Origin of the sequence: Pedobacter aquatilis, assembly GCF_032678405.1 — a bacterium.
Classification (GTDB): Bacteria; Bacteroidota; Bacteroidia; order Sphingobacteriales; family Sphingobacteriaceae; genus Pedobacter; species Pedobacter aquatilis_A.
In genome coordinates, this window is sequence record NZ_JAVTSJ010000001.1 from 509,767 (window position 1) to 528,720 (window position 18,954).

Annotated in this window: 18 protein-coding genes and 1 tRNA gene; 9 read left to right on the forward strand and 10 right to left on the reverse strand. The window is 35.7% G+C overall.

Going from position 1 to position 18,954, the window contains the following annotated elements:
• Positions 1–221: 221 nt before the first annotated feature.
• Entirely contained in the window at positions 222–2,810 is a 2,589-nt protein-coding gene (locus tag R2R71_RS02240; protein ID WP_316829613.1) for a hypothetical protein, read from the forward strand.
• An 11-nt stretch (positions 2,811–2,821) separates the two neighbouring features.
• On the opposite strand, the gene R2R71_RS02245 is transcribed toward R2R71_RS02240, so the two are convergent.
• The 3 genes from R2R71_RS02245 to R2R71_RS02255 all read right to left on the reverse strand — a co-directional run bounded on the left by R2R71_RS02245 (position 2,822) and on the right by R2R71_RS02255 (position 6,002).
• Entirely contained in the window at positions 2,822–3,016 is a 195-nt protein-coding gene (locus tag R2R71_RS02245; protein WP_316829614.1) for a hypothetical protein, read from the reverse strand.
• 397 nt (positions 3,017–3,413) lie between these two features.
• Positions 3,414–4,946, reverse strand: a complete 1,533-nt coding sequence (locus tag R2R71_RS02250) for a SulP family inorganic anion transporter (RefSeq protein ID WP_316829615.1) — start codon at positions 4,944–4,946, stop codon at positions 3,414–3,416.
• A 45-nt stretch (positions 4,947–4,991) separates the two neighbouring features.
• A complete protein-coding gene (locus R2R71_RS02255) occupies positions 4,992–6,002 on the reverse strand; it encodes an LLM class flavin-dependent oxidoreductase (protein WP_316829616.1) in 1,011 nt (336 codons plus the stop codon).
• A 145-nt stretch (positions 6,003–6,147) separates the two neighbouring features.
• On the opposite strand from R2R71_RS02255, the gene R2R71_RS02260 reads away from it, so the two are divergent.
• Positions 6,148–6,867, forward strand: a complete 720-nt coding sequence (locus R2R71_RS02260) for a DUF481 domain-containing protein (RefSeq protein WP_316829617.1) — start codon at positions 6,148–6,150, stop codon at positions 6,865–6,867.
• A 9-nt stretch (positions 6,868–6,876) separates the two neighbouring features.
• Here the strand turns inward: R2R71_RS02260 and R2R71_RS02265 are convergent, their stop codons facing one another.
• Positions 6,877–7,551: a competence protein gene (locus R2R71_RS02265; protein ID WP_316829618.1), complete on the reverse strand. Its 675-nt coding sequence runs from the start codon at positions 7,549–7,551 to the stop codon at positions 6,877–6,879.
• Entirely contained in the window at positions 7,544–7,858 is a 315-nt protein-coding gene (locus tag R2R71_RS02270; protein WP_316829619.1) for a hypothetical protein, read from the reverse strand. The genes R2R71_RS02265 and R2R71_RS02270 overlap by 8 nt, the downstream gene beginning before the upstream one ends.
• Positions 7,859–8,069: 211 nt before the next feature.
• Here R2R71_RS02270 and pxpB point away from each other — a divergent pair, with 211 nt between their 5' ends.
• The 5 genes from pxpB to R2R71_RS02295 are packed head-to-tail and all read left to right on the forward strand — an operon-like array spanning position 8,070 to position 14,312.
• Complete coding sequence (gene pxpB, locus R2R71_RS02275; RefSeq protein WP_316829620.1) at positions 8,070–8,798, forward strand: 5-oxoprolinase subunit PxpB; 729 nt, start codon at positions 8,070–8,072, stop codon at positions 8,796–8,798.
• Positions 8,798–9,787 (forward strand): biotin-dependent carboxyltransferase family protein, encoded by a 990-nt coding sequence (locus tag R2R71_RS02280; protein WP_316829621.1) that lies wholly within the window; start codon positions 8,798–8,800, stop codon positions 9,785–9,787. Before pxpB ends, R2R71_RS02280 begins: the two co-directional genes overlap by 1 nt.
• 16 nt (positions 9,788–9,803) lie before the next feature.
• On the forward strand, positions 9,804–10,565 hold the full coding sequence (locus R2R71_RS02285; RefSeq protein WP_316829622.1) for a 5-oxoprolinase subunit PxpA: 762 nt from the start codon (positions 9,804–9,806) through the stop codon (positions 10,563–10,565).
• A complete protein-coding gene (locus R2R71_RS02290) occupies positions 10,562–11,746 on the forward strand; it encodes an NRAMP family divalent metal transporter (protein ID WP_316829623.1) in 1,185 nt (394 codons plus the stop codon). Before R2R71_RS02285 ends, R2R71_RS02290 begins: the two co-directional genes overlap by 4 nt.
• Positions 11,747–11,756: 10 nt before the next feature.
• Positions 11,757–14,312 carry a M1 family aminopeptidase gene (locus R2R71_RS02295; RefSeq protein WP_316829624.1) on the forward strand — a complete coding sequence of 852 codons (2,556 nt, stop codon included), beginning with the start codon at positions 11,757–11,759 and terminating at the stop codon, positions 14,310–14,312.
• A gap of 4 nt (positions 14,313–14,316) precedes the next feature.
• Here R2R71_RS02295 and R2R71_RS02300 read toward each other — a convergent pair whose 3' ends face one another.
• A complete protein-coding gene (locus R2R71_RS02300; RefSeq protein WP_316829625.1) occupies positions 14,317–16,038 on the reverse strand; it encodes a PDZ domain-containing protein in 1,722 nt (573 codons plus the stop codon).
• Positions 16,039–16,246: 208 nt separating this feature from the next.
• Between R2R71_RS02300 and R2R71_RS02305 the strand changes: the two genes are divergently transcribed.
• A complete protein-coding gene (locus R2R71_RS02305; RefSeq protein ID WP_316829626.1) occupies positions 16,247–17,155 on the forward strand; it encodes a Nif3-like dinuclear metal center hexameric protein in 909 nt (302 codons plus the stop codon).
• Between the two features lie 13 nt (positions 17,156–17,168).
• Here the strand turns inward: R2R71_RS02305 and R2R71_RS02310 are convergent, their stop codons facing one another.
• Positions 17,169–17,339, reverse strand: a complete 171-nt coding sequence (locus tag R2R71_RS02310) for a hypothetical protein (protein ID WP_316829627.1) — start codon at positions 17,337–17,339, stop codon at positions 17,169–17,171.
• 177 nt (positions 17,340–17,516) lie between these two features.
• Here R2R71_RS02310 and R2R71_RS02315 point away from each other — a divergent pair, with 177 nt between their 5' ends.
• Positions 17,517–17,717, forward strand: coding sequence for a hypothetical protein (locus R2R71_RS02315; RefSeq protein WP_316829628.1), 201 nt, complete (start codon positions 17,517–17,519; stop codon positions 17,715–17,717).
• A gap of 85 nt (positions 17,718–17,802) precedes the next feature.
• On the opposite strand, the gene R2R71_RS02320 is transcribed toward R2R71_RS02315, so the two are convergent.
• The 3 genes from R2R71_RS02320 to R2R71_RS02330 form a co-directional block, all read right to left on the reverse strand.
• A tRNA-Ser gene (locus R2R71_RS02320) sits at positions 17,803–17,890 on the reverse strand.
• A 114-nt stretch (positions 17,891–18,004) separates the two neighbouring features.
• Positions 18,005–18,271 carry a hypothetical protein gene (locus R2R71_RS02325; protein ID WP_316829629.1) on the reverse strand — a complete coding sequence of 89 codons (267 nt, stop codon included), beginning with the start codon at positions 18,269–18,271 and terminating at the stop codon, positions 18,005–18,007.
• Between the two features lie 465 nt (positions 18,272–18,736).
• Positions 18,737–18,895, reverse strand: a complete 159-nt coding sequence (locus R2R71_RS02330) for a hypothetical protein (RefSeq protein ID WP_316829630.1) — start codon at positions 18,893–18,895, stop codon at positions 18,737–18,739.
• Positions 18,896–18,954: the final 59 nt, after the last annotated feature.

Here is an 18,954-nt window from a genome sequence, read left to right on the forward strand (position 1 = left end):
ATATAGGTTGATTTATTTCTGAACCCTCAAATTAATGTATCCCTCCTAAGGGTAATTTGATATTCATTTTCAAATCTACGTCAGCATCATCCAATAGGTTTTATCCATTACTGTTCATTATTTAACCTACATCTCCGTTCATTTTGTTCATAGGAACATTGTTACTGAAATGATTTCCTGTATTCCATAATTTTGATGAAATTAGCATATCAACCTCTAGAATGAATACAAACGAATTGCTCTCTCAGCTCAGAAAGTTTGTTCTTATAAAATCGGGTCTTCGAAACATCGATCCGGCACACTGTAAGACGATTTCTGAATTAGTTTTCAAGGAAACAAAGAATTATGTTAGCGAAACCACCGTTAAACGATTCTTTGGTTTTGCCCAAACTTTGCATAAGTTTTCATTATTTACACTTAATAGCCTTTCTCAATATGTAGGTTATACAGATTGGGAATCTTTTTGTAAGGATAAAAAGAGTCAAACAGAGGATATTAATGATGTTTGGTCAGATCTGAAAATAAGATGCCAGGCCGTTACTGACGTTTCGTTAATTGCTAAAAAAAATAATTCTGGTGTTCCTTTTGAAGCTACAGCAAACAGAAGTTTTCTATATAGCGATTTTGATTATTTCTTAAAAAACGATTACCAGTTTACAACAATAAGTGCACAACCAGGACAAGGAAAATCGATTCTTCTAGCGCATCTTGTAGAACATTTTTTTTATAGCGAAAACGCTGTTTATAAAAAAGATATCGTACTACTGATTAATTCGGGTACAATAAACGACATTATCCAGAACAATTTATCTTTAAAGGACTGGTTTTTAAAAGAATTTAAGTTTGCAGGAGTTAGCGAACTGATCACCTATTTTAAAAAAAATCCTAAGGAATGTAAAGGCCGTTTTGTACTTATCATCGATGGTATCGATTTGTTTTTATCAAAAAGCAAATATTTTAAAATTTTCACCGATTTTTTATTCAGTTTAAGAGAATGCGACTTTGTTAAGATTGTATTAGGTTTAAGGGTTAACAATTGGGTAAATATGCAACCAGCCATTTCTGGCTCTGCATTCTTAACTAAATCATGGTATAAGGGTCTGTTTTTCGATGATGATAAAGACACTAATGTGCCCTTATTAAATAAAGAAGAAATTCTTTATACGCTTACACGAATTGAAGGAAAACCAATAAAGGGTGATGATATACACCCTGATTTAATAAAGCAGTTCCGTACGCCATTCTGGTTACAGATTTACTATAAGCTAAAACAGGAAAACAACACAATAAGATTAAATAACTATCTTCTATGCCTTGAACTAATTAACTATTTTTTAGAGAACAGGGTGTTTCTGTCTAAGAATAGTACAGAGAAAATTTTCATTTTAAAAGAAATAAGTAATACAGTATCAAAAGGGAATCTTCTAACACACCGTGTTCCAAAAGAACGTATTTTAAACAGTATTACCAGTTATGCTGAGGCGTATCAGGAATTGATCTATTCGGGTGTTATAATTGAAGAAAAACGTTTAACTACTTCAATTCCAACGGAAATTATTCGTTTTTTGAATGATGATATCTACACGTACTTTTTATTTCTTCAACTTACCGAGAAATTTAATTTTAAACCAGATAAAGCTTTTTTTGAAGAAATACTGAATATTTATTCCGGTCAGCAAGAATTAAGAAAACTTATGCTAAACTGGAGCATTCGTTTTTGCATTAATAGAAATGAAATACAGGCACTAAAACAAATCTTTAAATTACCTTTCTCTAATGAAGAAAAAAATAGTGCGTTCGATTTCATATGTAACGTAGCATTATTCGAGCTGGAAAAACCTGATTCAAATTTTAATGGCCAAACCATAGATATCCATTTCATAGATATTATGGTTATGGGTAGGATAATAAGCAAAAACTATAAAGAAGCAATAAAGAAAATTTCTGAAAAAGTATTTAATGAAGATATACAAATCATGCTGCATGTTATTGAATGCGGAATTTGTGTAATCGACATGGATAAAAATGCTTTGAATGAAAACATGAATACCCTGAAAAGACACAGTAAAAAACTACAGGAACTTTTCCCAATAAACCCCTATGATTTAATACTTTACCTTTCCAACACTATCAATAACAAGCCTAACAATATTAAGACGCTTGATGAAAAAATAGTAAAACTTTGCGAAAAGGTTGATAAAAGTGACCCTCACAAAAATGATGATATTACCAGTGCAGAGATTATTGTTTATAGATTTGTAATTATTGTACTTTTCACCAATAAGAACTATGAAGAGTGTGCTAACTTTTTATCAGCTATATTGAAAAAGTATCCTAATTTATTTTATTTACGTTCATCAATATTTTCATCGCTTCTAATAATATTTACTGCACAGACTTGCATCAAACTTGAAAAATTCAAACAAGCGCAACGACTTATTCAGTATCTCGATACCCTTTTAAATGCAAGCAGTACTTATTTTACGCCATACATTAAATGCGCATACATTTTAGCTAAAGCTAATTTTCTTAACCACACCAAAAATTATGATAAAGCACTGGGAGAAATAAATAAAGGACTAGCGATGGCAGGGGAAAATGAAATACAAATTATCGAAATAGCCTTCAGGCTTTTAAAAATAGATGTGTTGAAACGATCAAAAGATACCGAAAATATAAATCAGAATATAAAGGATTTGCTAAAGTTTGTTCAGGTTAATAAATTAAGCTTACCAGATTTTGCAAATGTTAATAGTATTGATTTCGACCACACTTTCAATATATTGAAATCCTACAAGAGTGGTATGTAAAACACTTACACTCACTCCGTAAGTAACTGTACATCAACAGCTACCAAACCATCAACACTTAATTCTATTTCAAAGCTTACCGATGCACCATTAAATTTTTTTAATGCATCTATTTCAAATTTAAAAGGAATTTCCTGGTCGTTTTCGTCGGTAATAACCCCACTTCCGTCTTCCCCTATTAGTGTAATGGTACCCTTTCTAAGCATACAAAAAATTTTCAATTATTTAATTACATCGCAATAATATAAATAATTGTAATATTAATTTGTATAAATTATCATACACCTTACAACCTTTCTGTTTAAAAATAATTTATTTGTTTTTTTCATGACAGAATAAACTAAACGACGTTGAATTTAATATAATTAAAAGTGATTATTATACATGGACGTGTCTTTTTATACTTTATTTTGACAAGGAGATTGTAACAAAGATTGTATAAAAAGAAAGCCCTTAAATGCATTCCTGCACCAAGGGCTACTTTAAACTTAATCAATTCTTTAATTATGAACTGACTAAATCAATACAAACATATAACGCTTGCCCGAATCAAAAGTTTTAAAATTCTAAAAAAGAATACATTAAATCAATCAACCCTATATGTTATTTAGCAGCAACCATATAATCCGGGTCTTCAATAATGTTAACATCAATTACTGCTTCTGCATTTTTCAACAATAACCTACAATCTTTGCTTAGATGCTTTAAGTGAAGTTTTTTTCCTGAAACTGCGTAGCGTTCAGTAAGTTTACTCAAAGCATCTATACCACTCATATCAGCAATTCTGCTCTCCTTAAAGTCAATTACAACTTCTGAAGGGTCATTAGCAATATCAAATTTTTCATTAAATGCAGCAACTGATGCAAAGAAAAGGGGGCCATAAATTTCATAATGTTTAACACCATGTTCATCTATAAATTTACGAGCCCGAATGCGCTTAGCGCTCTCCCAGGCAAATACCAGGGCTGAAATTATTACGCCAATCAATACTGCCAGTGCAAGGTTATGAAGAAAGATGGTAATAACCGCTACAGAAATTCCTACGAAAATATCTTGTTTTGGCATTTTATTAATAATCCTGAAACTTACCCATTCAAAAGTTCCAATCGCAACCATAATCATTACTCCTGTAAGTGCAGCCATTGGAACACGTTCAATTATGGGTGCACCGAAAAGGATAATTACCAATATGGTTAAAGCGGCAACAATTCCTGATAATCTTGCCCTTGCACCGGCCGATAAATTCACAAGCGTTTGCGCGATCATCGGGCAACCGCCCATCCCAAAGAAAAATCCATTTAAAATATTCGCTGTACCCTGTGCAACGCATTCTTTATTACCGTTTCCTTTTGTAGCGGTCATCTCATCAACAAGATTTAAGGTTAACAAGCCTTCTGTTAAGCCAACACCAGCCATAATTAATGCATAAGGGAAGATAATTTTTAAAGTTTCCAGATTGAATGGAACTTTAGGAATATGAAATGGTGGAAAACCTCCACTTACAGAAGCAATATCCTTTACGGTTCTTGTATCGATATTAAATCCAAAAACGATTAAAAAAACAACAATTATCGCTACTAAAGATGGTGGAAATGCTTTTGTCAGTTTAGGAAAAAGATATACAATAGCAATGGTTAGTAAAACCAAACCAAGCATAATATATAAAGCCTGACCAGTAAGCCATTTTAACTCGCCATTTATTACTGTTTTGAATTGTGCTATCTGTGCCATAAAAATAATAACTGCAAGGCCATTCACAAAACCGTACATTACCGGCTGGGGAACCAATCTGATAAACTTACCGAGCTTAAATAAACCGATAACGATTTGAATAAAACCAGCCATAGCAACTGCAGCAAAAACGTAATCCAATCCATTCGATTTCATTAATGCGATAAGAACAATAACCGTAGCTCCTGCCCCTCCGGAAATCAACCCTGGTCTACCACCAAAAATAGCGGTAACTAACCCCATTATAAAGGCAGCGTATAAACCAACAAGCGGAGGAAAACCTGCAAGGATAGCAAAAGACAAAGATTCAGGCATCATGGTCATGGCAACCGTGAGACCTGCAAGAATTTCATTTTTATAGTTAACCTTTTGTTTAAAATCGAATAAATTAAAGTACGCTTTCATATCTGCCACAAAGATAATTCAATTTAAATGGCTTTTATGAAAATCCTAAGATTGCACAAATGCTTCGGCAAAAAGCTTGTTAGAGTGTAATTTTGCCTGATGATTATAAATATGAGAAGTACCCATAATCTCATCGACGCCATATTTAGAAACAAAATCTTCTAAATTCGACTTAATCGTATCAACACTGCCGATAAAAGAGTAAAACAACATTTGTTCTACAGCTTCCTTTTCCAACTGATCACAGTAAGCATTAATATTTTCTACTGGTGGTTTCAGCTGCTCCCTTCTTCCGGTAATAACACCTAAAAACATCCGTTTAACCGAGCTTGCCAATATTTCAGCTTCTTCATCAGTGTCTGCAACAACAACATTTACGCAAGCCATTACATAAGGTGCGTTTAAAAACTGCGATGGCTTAAAATTATTGCGGTAAATTGAAATTGCCTGCTCAAAATAAGCAGGTGCAAAATGACTTGCAAAAGCATAGGGTAAACCTTTTTCTGCTGCCAGCCGGGCGCTATCGGTACTCGAGCCTAAAATCCAGATTGGAATTTCCAAACCTTCGCCTGGAATTGCCCTAACGTTCGAATTCCGGTTATCTGCTGAAAATAACTGGTGAAGCCGATCAATATCTCTCGGGAAATTATGTACCGCATTAAAATTTTCGCCTCTTATGGCCATCGCTGTAACCTGATCGGTTCCTGGTGCCCTGCCCAAACCTAAATCTATTCTGCCAGGATATAACGATGCCAATGTTCCGAATTGCTCAGCAACAATTAATGGTGCATGGTTGGGAAGCATAATTCCGCCAGAACCAACCCTGATTGTTTTTGTACCACCAGCAATAAAACCTATAAGTACAGATGTAGCCGAACTCGCCACACCCGCCATATTATGGTGTTCTGCAAACCAATAACGCTTATAGCCTAACTTTTCTGATTGTTGTGCAATTTCTAAGCTTGATTTAAAAGTATCTGACGCTGTATGACCTTCCAGAACGGTTGCAAGATCGAGAATGGAATAGGGTATGTTATTTAATATGCTGCTGGCCATAATTGAAATATATCTGTTTGCAAAAGTATCTTTTCTAAACCCATATGATACTTAACGAAACAACAAATGACGGTTTGGAAACATTCAGGAATTTTATATCCACTTAAATTAAAACATCATCGTCATAAAATCTGTTAAAACAATTATGAAGATACTGATCAGCTTTGCTGCCCTGATATTTTACACTTTAAATGCATTTGCACAATTTAGCGATACCACAAATTATCATGTTGCGCTGCTATCCACCGGCTCCATCAACCGAACAAATAATGAGCGGGCTTATCTTTTAAACAACAACTTAAATTTCGGCATCAAAAAGAAGAGTATTGTCTTAAATAGCAGCACTTCATGGTTATATGGTAAACAAAACAGCTCGCTAAGTAATAATGATTTTTCTACAACACTGAACTTCAATCTGTATAAAACCTTTCCTCATTTCTATTATTGGGGACTGGTAAATTACAACACCAGTTATTCGTTACAAATTAAAAACCAATTACTTGCGGGAGGTGGAATAGCCTATAATTTTGTTGATAAACCAAATGCTTACATCAATCTTAGTAATGGTATTTTATTCGATAAAAGTAGTCTGGTAGAGATAAATGATTATAACACTTTAAGAAATTCGCTCCGGTTACAGTATCATTTTTTAATTAAAGATATTATTAGCATAGATGGCAGCCATTTTTTGCAAAACTCTTACTCGAGAAAAGGCGATTATATTATTCGGTCGGTAACTACACTCGGACTAAAAATAAGAAAGTGGATTAGCCTAACAACCGCACTAAACTATAACAAACTAAACATTACACAACGCGAAAACCTTAATTTAACCTATGGATTAACCTTGGATAAATATTTCTGAATATAACAATTATCCGAAGCATAAATAACTTTCTACGAATGCTTTTCGGCTAATCATTTCCAGGTAAGCATAATCTTCAGCTACCTGTTTCCTGATTTTTAATTTATAAAGAAAGTGCCCGTCTAAATCGACAATTATTGGTGCCGTTGCTGTAAACCAGACCGCATGAGGTTGTTTCCAGCAGAAGTGGTAAAAATTAGACGTTATGCTTACCTCTTTTATTTCAGGGTGATAAAAGTTAAGCACTTTTGGATTTATCAATCCTTTTAAAATATCCGCCTTGCGTAACATCGATAAATGGTCGTTGTTACGAAAATCATAATCTTTTAATTTTGGATCATCGGGATTAGGAAGGTTCTTTAAAATACGGAAACCTTTAAACTTTTTTCCGTTAAGTACCCATATCATTTTAGGATAGAAAGCTTCTCTGCTCTTCATCTCGGCAGGAGAAATTGGCGAATTCTGAAATTCTATTACAGTTCCACAAGGTGTGAATACATCTGCCCTATGCAGTTCTCCGGTAGTTTGACAACAAAAGCTTTGTTCCCGGTAGCTCTCAGGAAAAGCTTTTTTCCAGTTCCTGTGCCATACACTTTCTTTATAATATTTTTCAGGAACCCAGAGTGGTGGTAAATTTAATATTGCCTTATCAGCAGTATGAAGATTTTCCTCACCACTATTCATTTCCTTTAAAAACGTTTACAACATTGGTTTTCCACTTAATGTAACCAAGGTTTCCGCAGGTATAGGCTACGAAATTTTCGACTTCCTCAGGTACATCATTAACTACCCTAAACCTTATGGTATATTTTGGATTATAACTGATGTAAATTACAAGGTCATCTTTTGGCTGCCCAACAGATAACATCGCCTGTAAATGGATATCCTGTAACTCTGCGGCAGCTTGTTTCAATCGCTCATTCATAAGTTTGGCGAGAGAAACGTCCGGAACAAAATCAGTTTCTGTAATAGCAAGTACTGTAACCGTCATAAAATATCTAAAAATTAACCACAATCAGATGATTTTCACCTCCTGATAAACTATTGTTACAACGGCAAAAGTATACTAATATTTTTAGCAAGCAAATTATTCTTAAAGTATTTCAGTTGTTAATACTTAACCTCCTGTTGATTAATGAAATAATTTTTACTTATAAGAATTGAATTTTATATATTCAAATCGATAAATTAATTGAAACGCATTGTCAAATTCAGTACCAAACCAGGAATTTAAAATATATGCTTTAAGCGAACAGGCGGTTACCCTAAGTTTTGGAAATGAAATCAGTGATTCGATAGCGTTTGAAATCAATAAATTTAATGGTCTGCTCAACAGCAATCCATTTAGCGGTTTTATAACAACTGTTTCCGCGTACACTACTTTAACCATATATTTTGATATAATAACGGTTTACAAGAGTAATTTACCAGGAGAAAATGTTTTTGAAAAAGTAAGTAATTACCTGAAAAACTTAAAAAGAATACACCAAGATTCAATTTTAGCCGCACAAAATCGCCTCTCAATACCGGTTCACTATGGGGGCTTACATGCTCCCGACCTACAAGAAGTTGCCAATTTTACTAAACTCAGCATACCCCAAATAATTGAATTACACTGTGCAGCTGTTTACAAGGTTTACATGATTGGTTTTGTACCTGGCTTTGCTTATCTCGGCGGGATGGATGAGCAATTAGCCACGCCAAGAAAAGATACTCCAAGATTAACCATAGCAGCAGGTGCTGTAGGTATTGCCGGCAAACAAACAGGCATTTATCCATTGGAAACACCCGGCGGATGGCAGATTATCGGTCAAACACCAGTTAAGCTCTTTGATATAAACCGGCAACAGCCTTCATTTTTAAAAGCAGGTGATGAAGTAAAATTCCATTCAATAAGTTTAGCAGAATTTAACGTTTTAGCAGCTAAGTAATGGAAATCAGCATATTAAAACCGGGTATCCAAACCACTGTACAAGATTTAGGAAGAAATACATTTTTGGCTATGGCTGTTCCACTTTCTGGCGTAATGGATAATTTATCGGCCCGGATCGCAAATATCGCCATTGGAAACGATGATAACGCTGCTGTGCTAGAGTTTACTTACGCCGCAGCAGAATTTAAAGCAGAAACCGATATCCTTATCGCCTATGCTGGTGAAGGTGCCTTTTTGCTTTGCGCTGGCTTAAGGTTGCCCGCAGAACGACCACTGTTCATTCCTGAAGGCGAAACCATAAAACTGATCAATAATCCGGATGGCGCATTAACATACCTTGCCATTGCCGGAGGATTTAACATTCCGGAAGTTTTAGGGAGTAAGAGCACTTATTTAATAGCAGGCTTTGGTGGTTATAATGGCAGAAGCTTACGAGCTGGAGATTCTTTAAAAAATCAGGATAACCTGGGTAAACTATCCCAAAATATTTCCCATAGCCTTAAGGGAATCCAGCCGGCGTGGCCAGCATGGTACATTCCCCGTTCTATAATGCTACCTGCTGAACGTAAAACAATAAGGATTTTTCCAGGAGAAGAATTCACCTGGTTCAATAGCGAATCCATCATTAATTTTTTAACCAGAGATTTTAAGGTAGGTTTAAACAGTAACCGAATGGGTTATCATTTATCAGGAAATAAAATTGCCCGTCGAAGGAATGATGAACTATTAAGTACAGCAGTTTACCCGGGAACAATTCAGGTTACGGGTAATGGTGATGCTATTTTACTAATGGCTGATGCGCAGACCACGGGCGGTTATCCTAGAATTGGACAGGTTGCTGCTGTAGATTTACCATTATGTGCTCAATTAAAGCCAAACGACAGGATATGCTTTACTGAAATTAGCAGAGATACGGCGGAAATGCTGTATATTGAGCGTGAAAAACAACTCTCAGATTTTAAACACTCAATTAACTGCAGGTTTTAACAAATAACTATTTTAAATGCTAAGCATCGACCTCAATTGTGATATGGGAGAAGCATTTGGAAATTATTCCATGCCAAATGATGAAATTTTAATGGATTATATATCGTCGGCAAATATTGCCTGCGGTTTTCATGCCGGAGACCCTGAGGTAATGCAAAAAACGGTATATACAGCTATAAAAAAAGGTGTTGCAATAGGTGCTCATCCTGGCTTACAGGATTTGCAGGGTTTTGGCCGGAGAGTTATAAAAATAACGCCTAACGAAGCATACCAGCTTACCCTTTATCAAATAGGTGCCTTATCGGGCTTTGTTAGGGCCGCTGGCGGAAAACTTAATCATGTAAAACCCCATGGCGCACTGTATAATATGGCGGCTGCCGATAAAAACCTTGCAGGCGCAATCGTTAATGCAGTATACGATTTCGACCCGAATTTAATACTTTATGCTTTGGCGGGGAGTGAAATGATAAAAGCTGCCGGATTAAAGGGTATAAAAACAGCTTCAGAAGTTTTTGCCGACCGTACTTATCAGGAAAATGGGTTATTAACTCCGCGAACCCATGCTAACGCAATGATAATCAACGAAAAATCTGCTATAGAACAGGTTTTAAACATGGTTAAACACCAACAGGTTATTGCAACTAACAATCAAGCCATTAATCTGAAAGCAGAAACATTATGCCTGCACGGCGATGGTATCCACGCGGTAAGTTTTGCTAAAACAATTTCTGAAAAGCTAAGCGCTGAAGGTATTTCAATTAAAGCGCCTTTAGCATGAAGAAAAAATACAACTGGAGTGTATTAATCGGGGTAGCATTTTTAATGGCCTCATCGGCAATTGGACCAGGATTTTTAACCCAAACAGCTGTTTTTACTGAACAGCTCGGAGCAAGTTTTGCTTTTGTAATTCTGCTATCTATTCTGCTTGATGCCATTGCACAGCTAAATATATGGCGAATAATTGCTGTTGCCGATAAATCTGCTCAAGACATTGCAAATAAAGTATTTCCAGGTTTAGGCTACTTCCTCTCCTTTCTCGTTTTTTTAGGAGGACTTGCATTTAACATCGGCAATATTGCGGGCGCAGGTTTAGGGCTGAATGTGCTTTTCGGAATTAGCGTAGCCCAGGGAGCTGTAATCAGTGCAATTATCGCAATTGGAATTTTTCTATATAAAGAAGCCGGAAAAGCAATGGATGCTTTTGCAAAAACAATGGGTTTACTTAAAATATCCCTAGCTTTATTTGTAGCCTGGATTAGTAATCCACCCCTTGCTGAAGCAGCCATTCGGTCAGTTAACCCAACGCAGTTTAGTTTTAGCGCAGTATTAACAATTGTAGGCGGAACTGTAGGTGGTTACATTACTTTTTCAGGCGCACACCGTTTACTCGATGCCCGACAAACCGGTATCGATAATCTGCCGGCGGTAAACAAAGGTGCTTTAAGTGCAATTGGCCTGGCATCAGTAATGCGTTTACTCTTATTTATTGCTGCTTTAGGAGTAATTAGTAACGGCGCACACTTAGACCCTGCAAATCCTGCTGCCTCGGTATTTAAATTAGCCAGCGGACAATTTGGTTATAAAATTTTTGGTGTGGTAATATGGGCGGCAGGTATTTCCTCGGTTGTTGGATCAGCCTATACTTCCATTTCCTTTATCAAAAGTTTTCATCCGCTTATTTTAAAATACAACAGGCAAATCATTATTATTTTCATCCTTATTTCCTGCTTCATTTTTATACTTATTGGTAAACCCGTAAAAGTTCTACTCGCTGTTGGCGCCATTAATGGGTTAATTTTACCCATTGCCTTAGGCGTAATGCTAATTGCCGCCTATCAAACAAAAATTATTTCCAAATACAAACAACCTTTATGGTTAACCGCTGCCGGAATCGCCGTAGTTGCAACGATGATTTGGATGGGTTATGGCACCATCATACAAATGTTTATCGCTAATTAATTACATGCTAATGAAATCTACTTTTATACTTTTCCTGTTATTTTCTGGTTTGAATCTATTTGCCCAAACATCAGTAACAGCCACTGTAGAAACGGGTGTTTCCCTTTCACTTGCAAAATCACGCAAAGCGATAATAAACGAAATCGAATACAAATTACATTTCAATATTCCTGCCAGCAAAGCTTCTGAAATTGCGGCCAGTGAAGAGATTAAATTTAACTTAAAAGTTATCCCTACATTACTTCAGCTTGATTTTAAACAAGATGCTAAGCATATAAAAAGCATTGCTGTAAATGGGAAATCAATTGCAATAAACTTACAGAAAGAGCATTTACTCATCGATAAATACCTGATAAAGGCAGTTAATAAAATCAACATTCAGTTTATAGCAGGAAATGAGTCGCTAAATAGAAACCCTGATTATCTATATGCGCTTTTTGTTCCCGATCATGCCAGAACGGTTTTCCCATGCTTCGACCAGCCCGACCTAAAGGCAGTTTTTTCGCTTACGCTAACGGTTCCAAAAGAATGGCAGGTATTGGCTAATGGTGCAAAAAAAGATTCTGTATCCAATGTATCCGCTACAACATATCAATTCACCAATTCAGATAAATTACCTACTTACCTCTTCTCCTTCGCAGCGGGAAGATTTATTCCTTTAAAACAAACACTGAACAACCGTACCATGGAGTTTTTGCACAGAGAAACTGATGCAAAAAAAATCATTTTAAGTGTAGATTCTGTTTTCATTGCCCACCGTGATGCCATTGATTTTTTAGAAAAATGGACCGGTATTCCTTTTCCTTTTCAAAAAACCGGTTTTGTAGCCATTCCCGATTTTCAATTCGGGGGTATGGAACATCCTGGAGCCGTTCAATATAAATCATCGGCTTTGTTCCTGGACGAAGGCGCAACCCGCGACCAGTTTATTTCGCGTTCGAATTTAATTTCGCATGAAACTGCCCACATGTGGTTCGGCGATTTAGTAACAATGAAATGGTTTGATGATGTCTGGATGAAAGAGGTTTTTGCAAACTTCATGACCGATAAGGTAACAGAAAAGCTGATGGGTAAAAATACTTTCGACCTTAAATTTCTTCAAGACCATTACCCTGCAGCTTACGGTATAGACCGTACTACCGGTGCTAATCCAATTCGCCAACAGCTCGATAACCTTGAGAATGCAGGTTCGATGTACGGAAACATCATTTATCATAAAGCGCCAATAATGATGAAGCAATTGGAGCAATTAATGGGTAAGAAAAACTTTCAAAAGGGTATTCGGGAGTATTTAAAAAAATACAGTTACACTAATGCCGATTGGAATGAGTTAATTTCGATATTAAGCAAATACAGTAAAACAAATTTATACGAATGGAATAAAGTCTGGGTTAATCAACCAGGGCGTCCGGTGTTTAATTACCAGATTAAATATAATGGAAACAAAATCAGTAGCTTCATCATCTCGCAGCAACCAGAAAATGGTAGCCAGCGTGTGTGGCCGCAAACTTTCAGCGTAAAACTATTCTATCCCGACCAAGCCAAAACCATTTCAGTTAATATAAAAAATACATCAATCGCTTTAACAGAAGCTGAAGGATTGGAAAAACCTTCATTTATATTGTTTAATGCTGATGGTACCGGATATGGGGTTTTTCCGATAGAAAAATCAATGGAAGAAAAGATTTACAAAATGGAAAATCCGCTGGAAAGGGCTTCATTTTATATTAATGCTTATGAGAATACATTAAATGGTAAATATTTTAGTCCTGAACAACTTTTATTATTGCTTACCAAAGGACTTATTGTTGAGAAAAATGAAATGAATCTACGCTTGATTACTGGGTACATCAGTAATTTATTCTGGACTTTTACTCATAGGGATAACCGTTCTACTTTAAGCCTAATGCTGGAGAAAGCTTTGTGGCAAGCGATGGAACAACAAACTGCTTCTAATAACAAAAAAATTCTTTTCAATACCTATCAAAACATTTACCTGAGTGATGAAGCTGCAAGGAACATTTACACGATCTGGCAGACGCAAAAAGCACCAAATGGAGTGAAATTGATCGACGAAGATTACACTGGTTTAGCATTGTCAATTGCGTTAAAATCAGATACTGCAAAAAATGTTTTAAACCAGCAGCTGCAACGTATTACCAATATCGACAGAAAAAGCCGCCTGCAATTTTTAATGCCAGCACTTTCTTCGGTTGAAAAAGAGCGTGACAGCTTTTTCTATAGTCTAAGAGAAAGAAAAAACAGGGAGAAAGAAGCCTGGGTTACCAGTGCATTATCCTACCTGAACCATCCCTTAAGGCAAAACTCATCTATTAAATATTTACCGGAAAGTCTTAATCTTTTAGAAAGCATACAAAAAACAGGCGACATATTTTTCCCGCAATCATGGCTTTCGGCAATATTTGGAAGTTATCAAAGTCCTGAAGCAGAAAGGATAGTTAACGATTTTTTAAAAAATCACCCTAAATACAATCCAAAACTTAAAGATAAAATCCTGCAATCGACAGATAATTTATTCAGGGCGAACCGTTTATTAAAAAATTAACATTTTATTCTTTCAGCCAGCTCTTCTGAATAACCTGCTGTAAAGGCGATAAGTTTGGTTTACGTTTAATTTCAAAACTTGTTTTCATTTTCGTACCCAATATTACCGGAACTTCAATATTTCCATCAGGTCTTGAAATTTCTAACTTAACAATGTCGCCATCTTTATAATTTTTAGTAATTGCATCCAGTGTTTCAACGGTGGCTTGCTGGCTGTTAATTTTTAAAATAACATTGTTTCTACGAACTCCCTCATTCCAGGCAGGCGACATCCATTCAACATCTCGAACAACCAGACTTTCATTTTTTACACCAGCGTTAATACCAAGCCAACCGCCTGGAACTGGCTTTGGGCTTAAATCGACCGCGAGGCCTGCATAGTTAAAATACTTATTATAATCGGGGGTAGTTAAAGTATACACATAGCTAAAAAACTCATCAAGTTTTGTTCCTGCAATATTTTCACAAACGCTTCGAAATTCGGCTTCGGTATATCCCCTGTTTAGTTTCTTATAAAAATCATAATACAATTTGCGCATCACATCATCCAGTGATTTCACATTTTTGGTTTCATTTCTGATTTTTAAATCGAGCATCATGGCCAAGATTGGCCCTTTTTCATAATACGAAATGGTTTTATTAACCTCATCGTCTTTTCTACCGAAGGGACCATCAGACCATGTATCGTAACTTGCCTGGCTAACGGTTTGAAAGTATCTTCCCGGAGAAGTTTCGTAAGACTTTATTGTATTACTAAAATTTTTAAAAATTTCTTCACTACTTTCAAGACCTGCCCATCTTAGCAGCATTTCATCGTAATAAGTTGTTACGCCTTCTGCAACCCAAAGCATGTTTGTTTTACTACCATTATCGTAATCAAATGGCCCCAGCTCTATTGGTCTTATCCGTTTTGCATTATAATGATGAAAATACTCATGACCTAAAAAACTCAACACAACTTTTCTTCCATCAGCTGTATTGAGTTCTTTACTACCCGAAAATGAAACGGCACTTGAGTTAATATGTTCAATCCCTCCTCTACCTGGACCTATACCAATAAATGTATAGTCGTTGAAAGGAATATCGCCAATAACATTAACAGCAGCATCTACTACTTTCTTTAAATCAGCGATAAACGAAGTTTTATCAAAATCTCCCAACTTATATCCTATAAAATAATGAGGAACTCCCCTTACCTTAAAAACCGGGAGTTCATCGAGTTTTCCAATTAAAATCGGGCTATCATACAAAATATCAAAATCTGCAGCAGTGTAGGTAAAGGGCTTTTCTATTATTTTAGTTAAACCTGTTGCAACCTTTGTCCATCCTGAAGCTGGTTTTAACTGAACAGTTACCGGGGTATTAATTTTATTGGCAACATGCAGAAACATACCTGTTGATGCAATAAAACCATAATCTGCGGTTAAATAATTGGTTGCAACAAAAGATCTTGTTGTTTTAACGTTATAAGTGATTTTCAGGGAACTTACAGTTCCGTTGTAAACCCGCCAGGTATTATGATTTGCCCGCTCCCATTTTACATCATGCTCCGTTAGATCTTTGATTTTTAAATCCTGAATATCATTTGCATAATTCATAATCTGATAATAGCCGGGCATCCACACAGGAATTTTTAAATCAGTTTGAGACGACGATAAACCACTGCAAGTTAACTCAACCTGATAAATTCCCTTTTCCGGATGCTCCATCGAAACTATAAAATCCATTTTTAATGCTTCAGCATTAGCTTTGGAAGAACAGAATAAAAGACAAAGAACAAATAGCAAATGAAACCCAATACGTAAGAGTAACTTTTTAAAAGATTTAATGAGCACCATGATTATAAAAATATTAATACAGCAGGGAAATTAATTGATGAATGTAGCTGCAAACTAAGCAAATATGACTTATATTCAAATTCATTTTATTCATCCTATGAAAAACAGCAGCAAATTACTCCCACTCAAACGTCGCAATTTTATTGCTTTAACAGGAACTGCAACAGCTTCAATAATATTATCACCAATATTAACAATGGCTGAGTCCTCAAAAAAACAGGTAACGGTTAAAGATATAATGAATACCTACATCAATCAGTTAGCCACAGGCCCTATTGCAAACACGGTTGACACGTTAAAGTCGGGAAGCCCTGATTTGGTGGTTACCGGAATAGTAACCTGTATGTTCGCAACTATTGAGGTAATAAACAAAGCTATTGCCATTGGTGCAAATTTCATCGTCGCGCACGAGCCTACGTTTTACAACCACCAGGATGCAACAAAATTTCTGCAGAATGATGAGGTGTATAAATTTAAATCTGAACTATTAAAAAAGCATAACATTGCGGTTTGGCGTAACCACGATAACATCCACAGTATACAGCCTGATGGAGTTTGGGAAAGTCTTGTAGAAAAGCTTGGATGGGAAAAACAGTTGAATAATGAAAAAAGAATATACAATTTCAACCCTTCCATTAGTTTTAAAAACCTGATTACAGCGTTAAAAACAAAACTTGAAATTCCCGCACTCAGGTATATTGGCGATATGAACCAGCAGTGTAGCAAAGTTTTACTAATGGTTGGCGCAGCAGGCGGTCAGCGACAAATAGAAGCCATTGGGAAATTTAACCCCGACGTACTGGTAACCGGAGAAATAGCCGAATGGGAAACTGCTGAATATGTGAGGGATGCCAGGGCGAGTGGTAAAAAACTTTCATTAATTATACTTGGCCACATTGCAAGCGAAGAATGGGGTTCTAAATACATGGAAGAATGGCTTAAAAACAAGTTCCCCGATATTAAAACCACATTTATTCGAACCGGCGCATCTTTATCAATAATTTAACCTAAGAAGGAAGTTACTCGATAGATTCTGTTTCATTATTGAGATGTTCAAGTAAGCCTTTCAACACATATTCTCTTTTTTCTTTTAAATCGGGAATATTCTCCTGAATTATTTGCGAATCAGGGCTTTCATTAAATCGTTTAGATGGCTGGAAGTAATTTGAAAAATCGAATGTATTGATCATGGTTCTTAGTTTTCGTTCAAAAAAAAGACAAGTAAGCTCTTGGTTTTGTTTTGCTTAAATTTTGTTACAATCAAAGCAAAAAGTCAAATGTATTTTTTTTCAACTGAAAAAGAAGCACTTACATTTTTTTTACCTTTAAGCATAATTTATGCCCGTTGAAGCAATTAATTTTGCATTATGGCAAATCAAAACATCAGCAAATTATTGCAGAACAAAATCGAGGTTCTTAAAACAGAGGTAGAAAATGCAAAATCGGAACTTCAGAAATGGCAAACCATTGAAGAAGAATTTAACCTTCACCCAGAAAAATTCGAGTTAATGGCAACCTTACTTTTAGGTGATACCGCAGATCAGAAAAAGGCAAAAAAGAAAGTATAATGTTCTTATACGAGTAAAGATTCGTTACAACCATGTTGTTAAACAAAAAAGGGAAAACATTTATTAAAATGTTTTCCCTTTTTTTTGGCGGAAAGCGAGGGATTCGAACCCCCGGACCTGTTACAGTCAACAGTTTTCAAGACTGCCGCATTCGACCACTCTGCCAGCTTTCCGGAGGCAAAAGTACAAACTCCGGCTTCAATAGCAAATATTTTTTCAGCTTTTAATGCTATTTTAAGCTAACTAATAGATAACCAGCTAAAATAAATTAGAATGTATTTTAAAAATCAGGCCACTTGATTAAAAACAAGGCTGCTGTTTCCTTCTCCATCGATATTCAGGAAACAAATCTTTATTGGCGTAGAAAAATCTACAAAGACCTTTACCTTGGGCATCAGGCTTTCGGCAAATTCAACCGGAGATATATGCTCCTGCAAATGAACAAAAATTAAATCTTCAGTTTTAAAACTTACCCTGTCTATTTGTCCAGGCCATTCTAAGTCCATCTTTTGGAAGAAAACCTTGATTTTTTGCTTTTCGATTATCGGATTCATTGTTGAGGCATTGATTGTATGTAAAAGTAGATACAAAGCCATCCAAAAAAATGATGATACTGACGAATGTTAACAAAAAACTTTTGATAAATATCAATATTAATAAAAAAGCCCGTTGCTTTTGCAATGGGCTAAATGGCGTGGGGTGAAAGTTATAAAAAATTGAAACTGATTAAGGCATCAAAAAATTAAATTCCTGCAATCCACAATTTAAATAAGATTAACGAATAAAGAATTGTATTAGGTGCGCTTTTGAATTTTCATAACTCATTATAAAAAAGGTTAAGAAAAAAGTCGGTTAATACGATAGACGGTGCTACCCCCTATTACGCCTTTCTTGTTTTCAAATGTATTTCATTGCTTCGATAAATGCAAATCTATTTTAACCGTACTTTGATAAACAGATGAGCTAAAACACTTTAAAAACAAAAAACTGCAACCTGTTATGATTGCAGTTTTTTTTTACTAATAGCGATGTGCCGGAACCCAATATCGACCGCCATGAGGGCCAACATTATAATGTCCTGGAACCCAATGTGCCCGTGGAGCCCTGGTTCTCACTACGCATGCACTCAAATTAATAATCAGCATTAATAAGAGTAATACATTTACTATTCTTTTCATAACCTAACCGTTAAGTAAAACAATAAACTAAATTTTAAAATGTGTGTTATGGTTTTGAC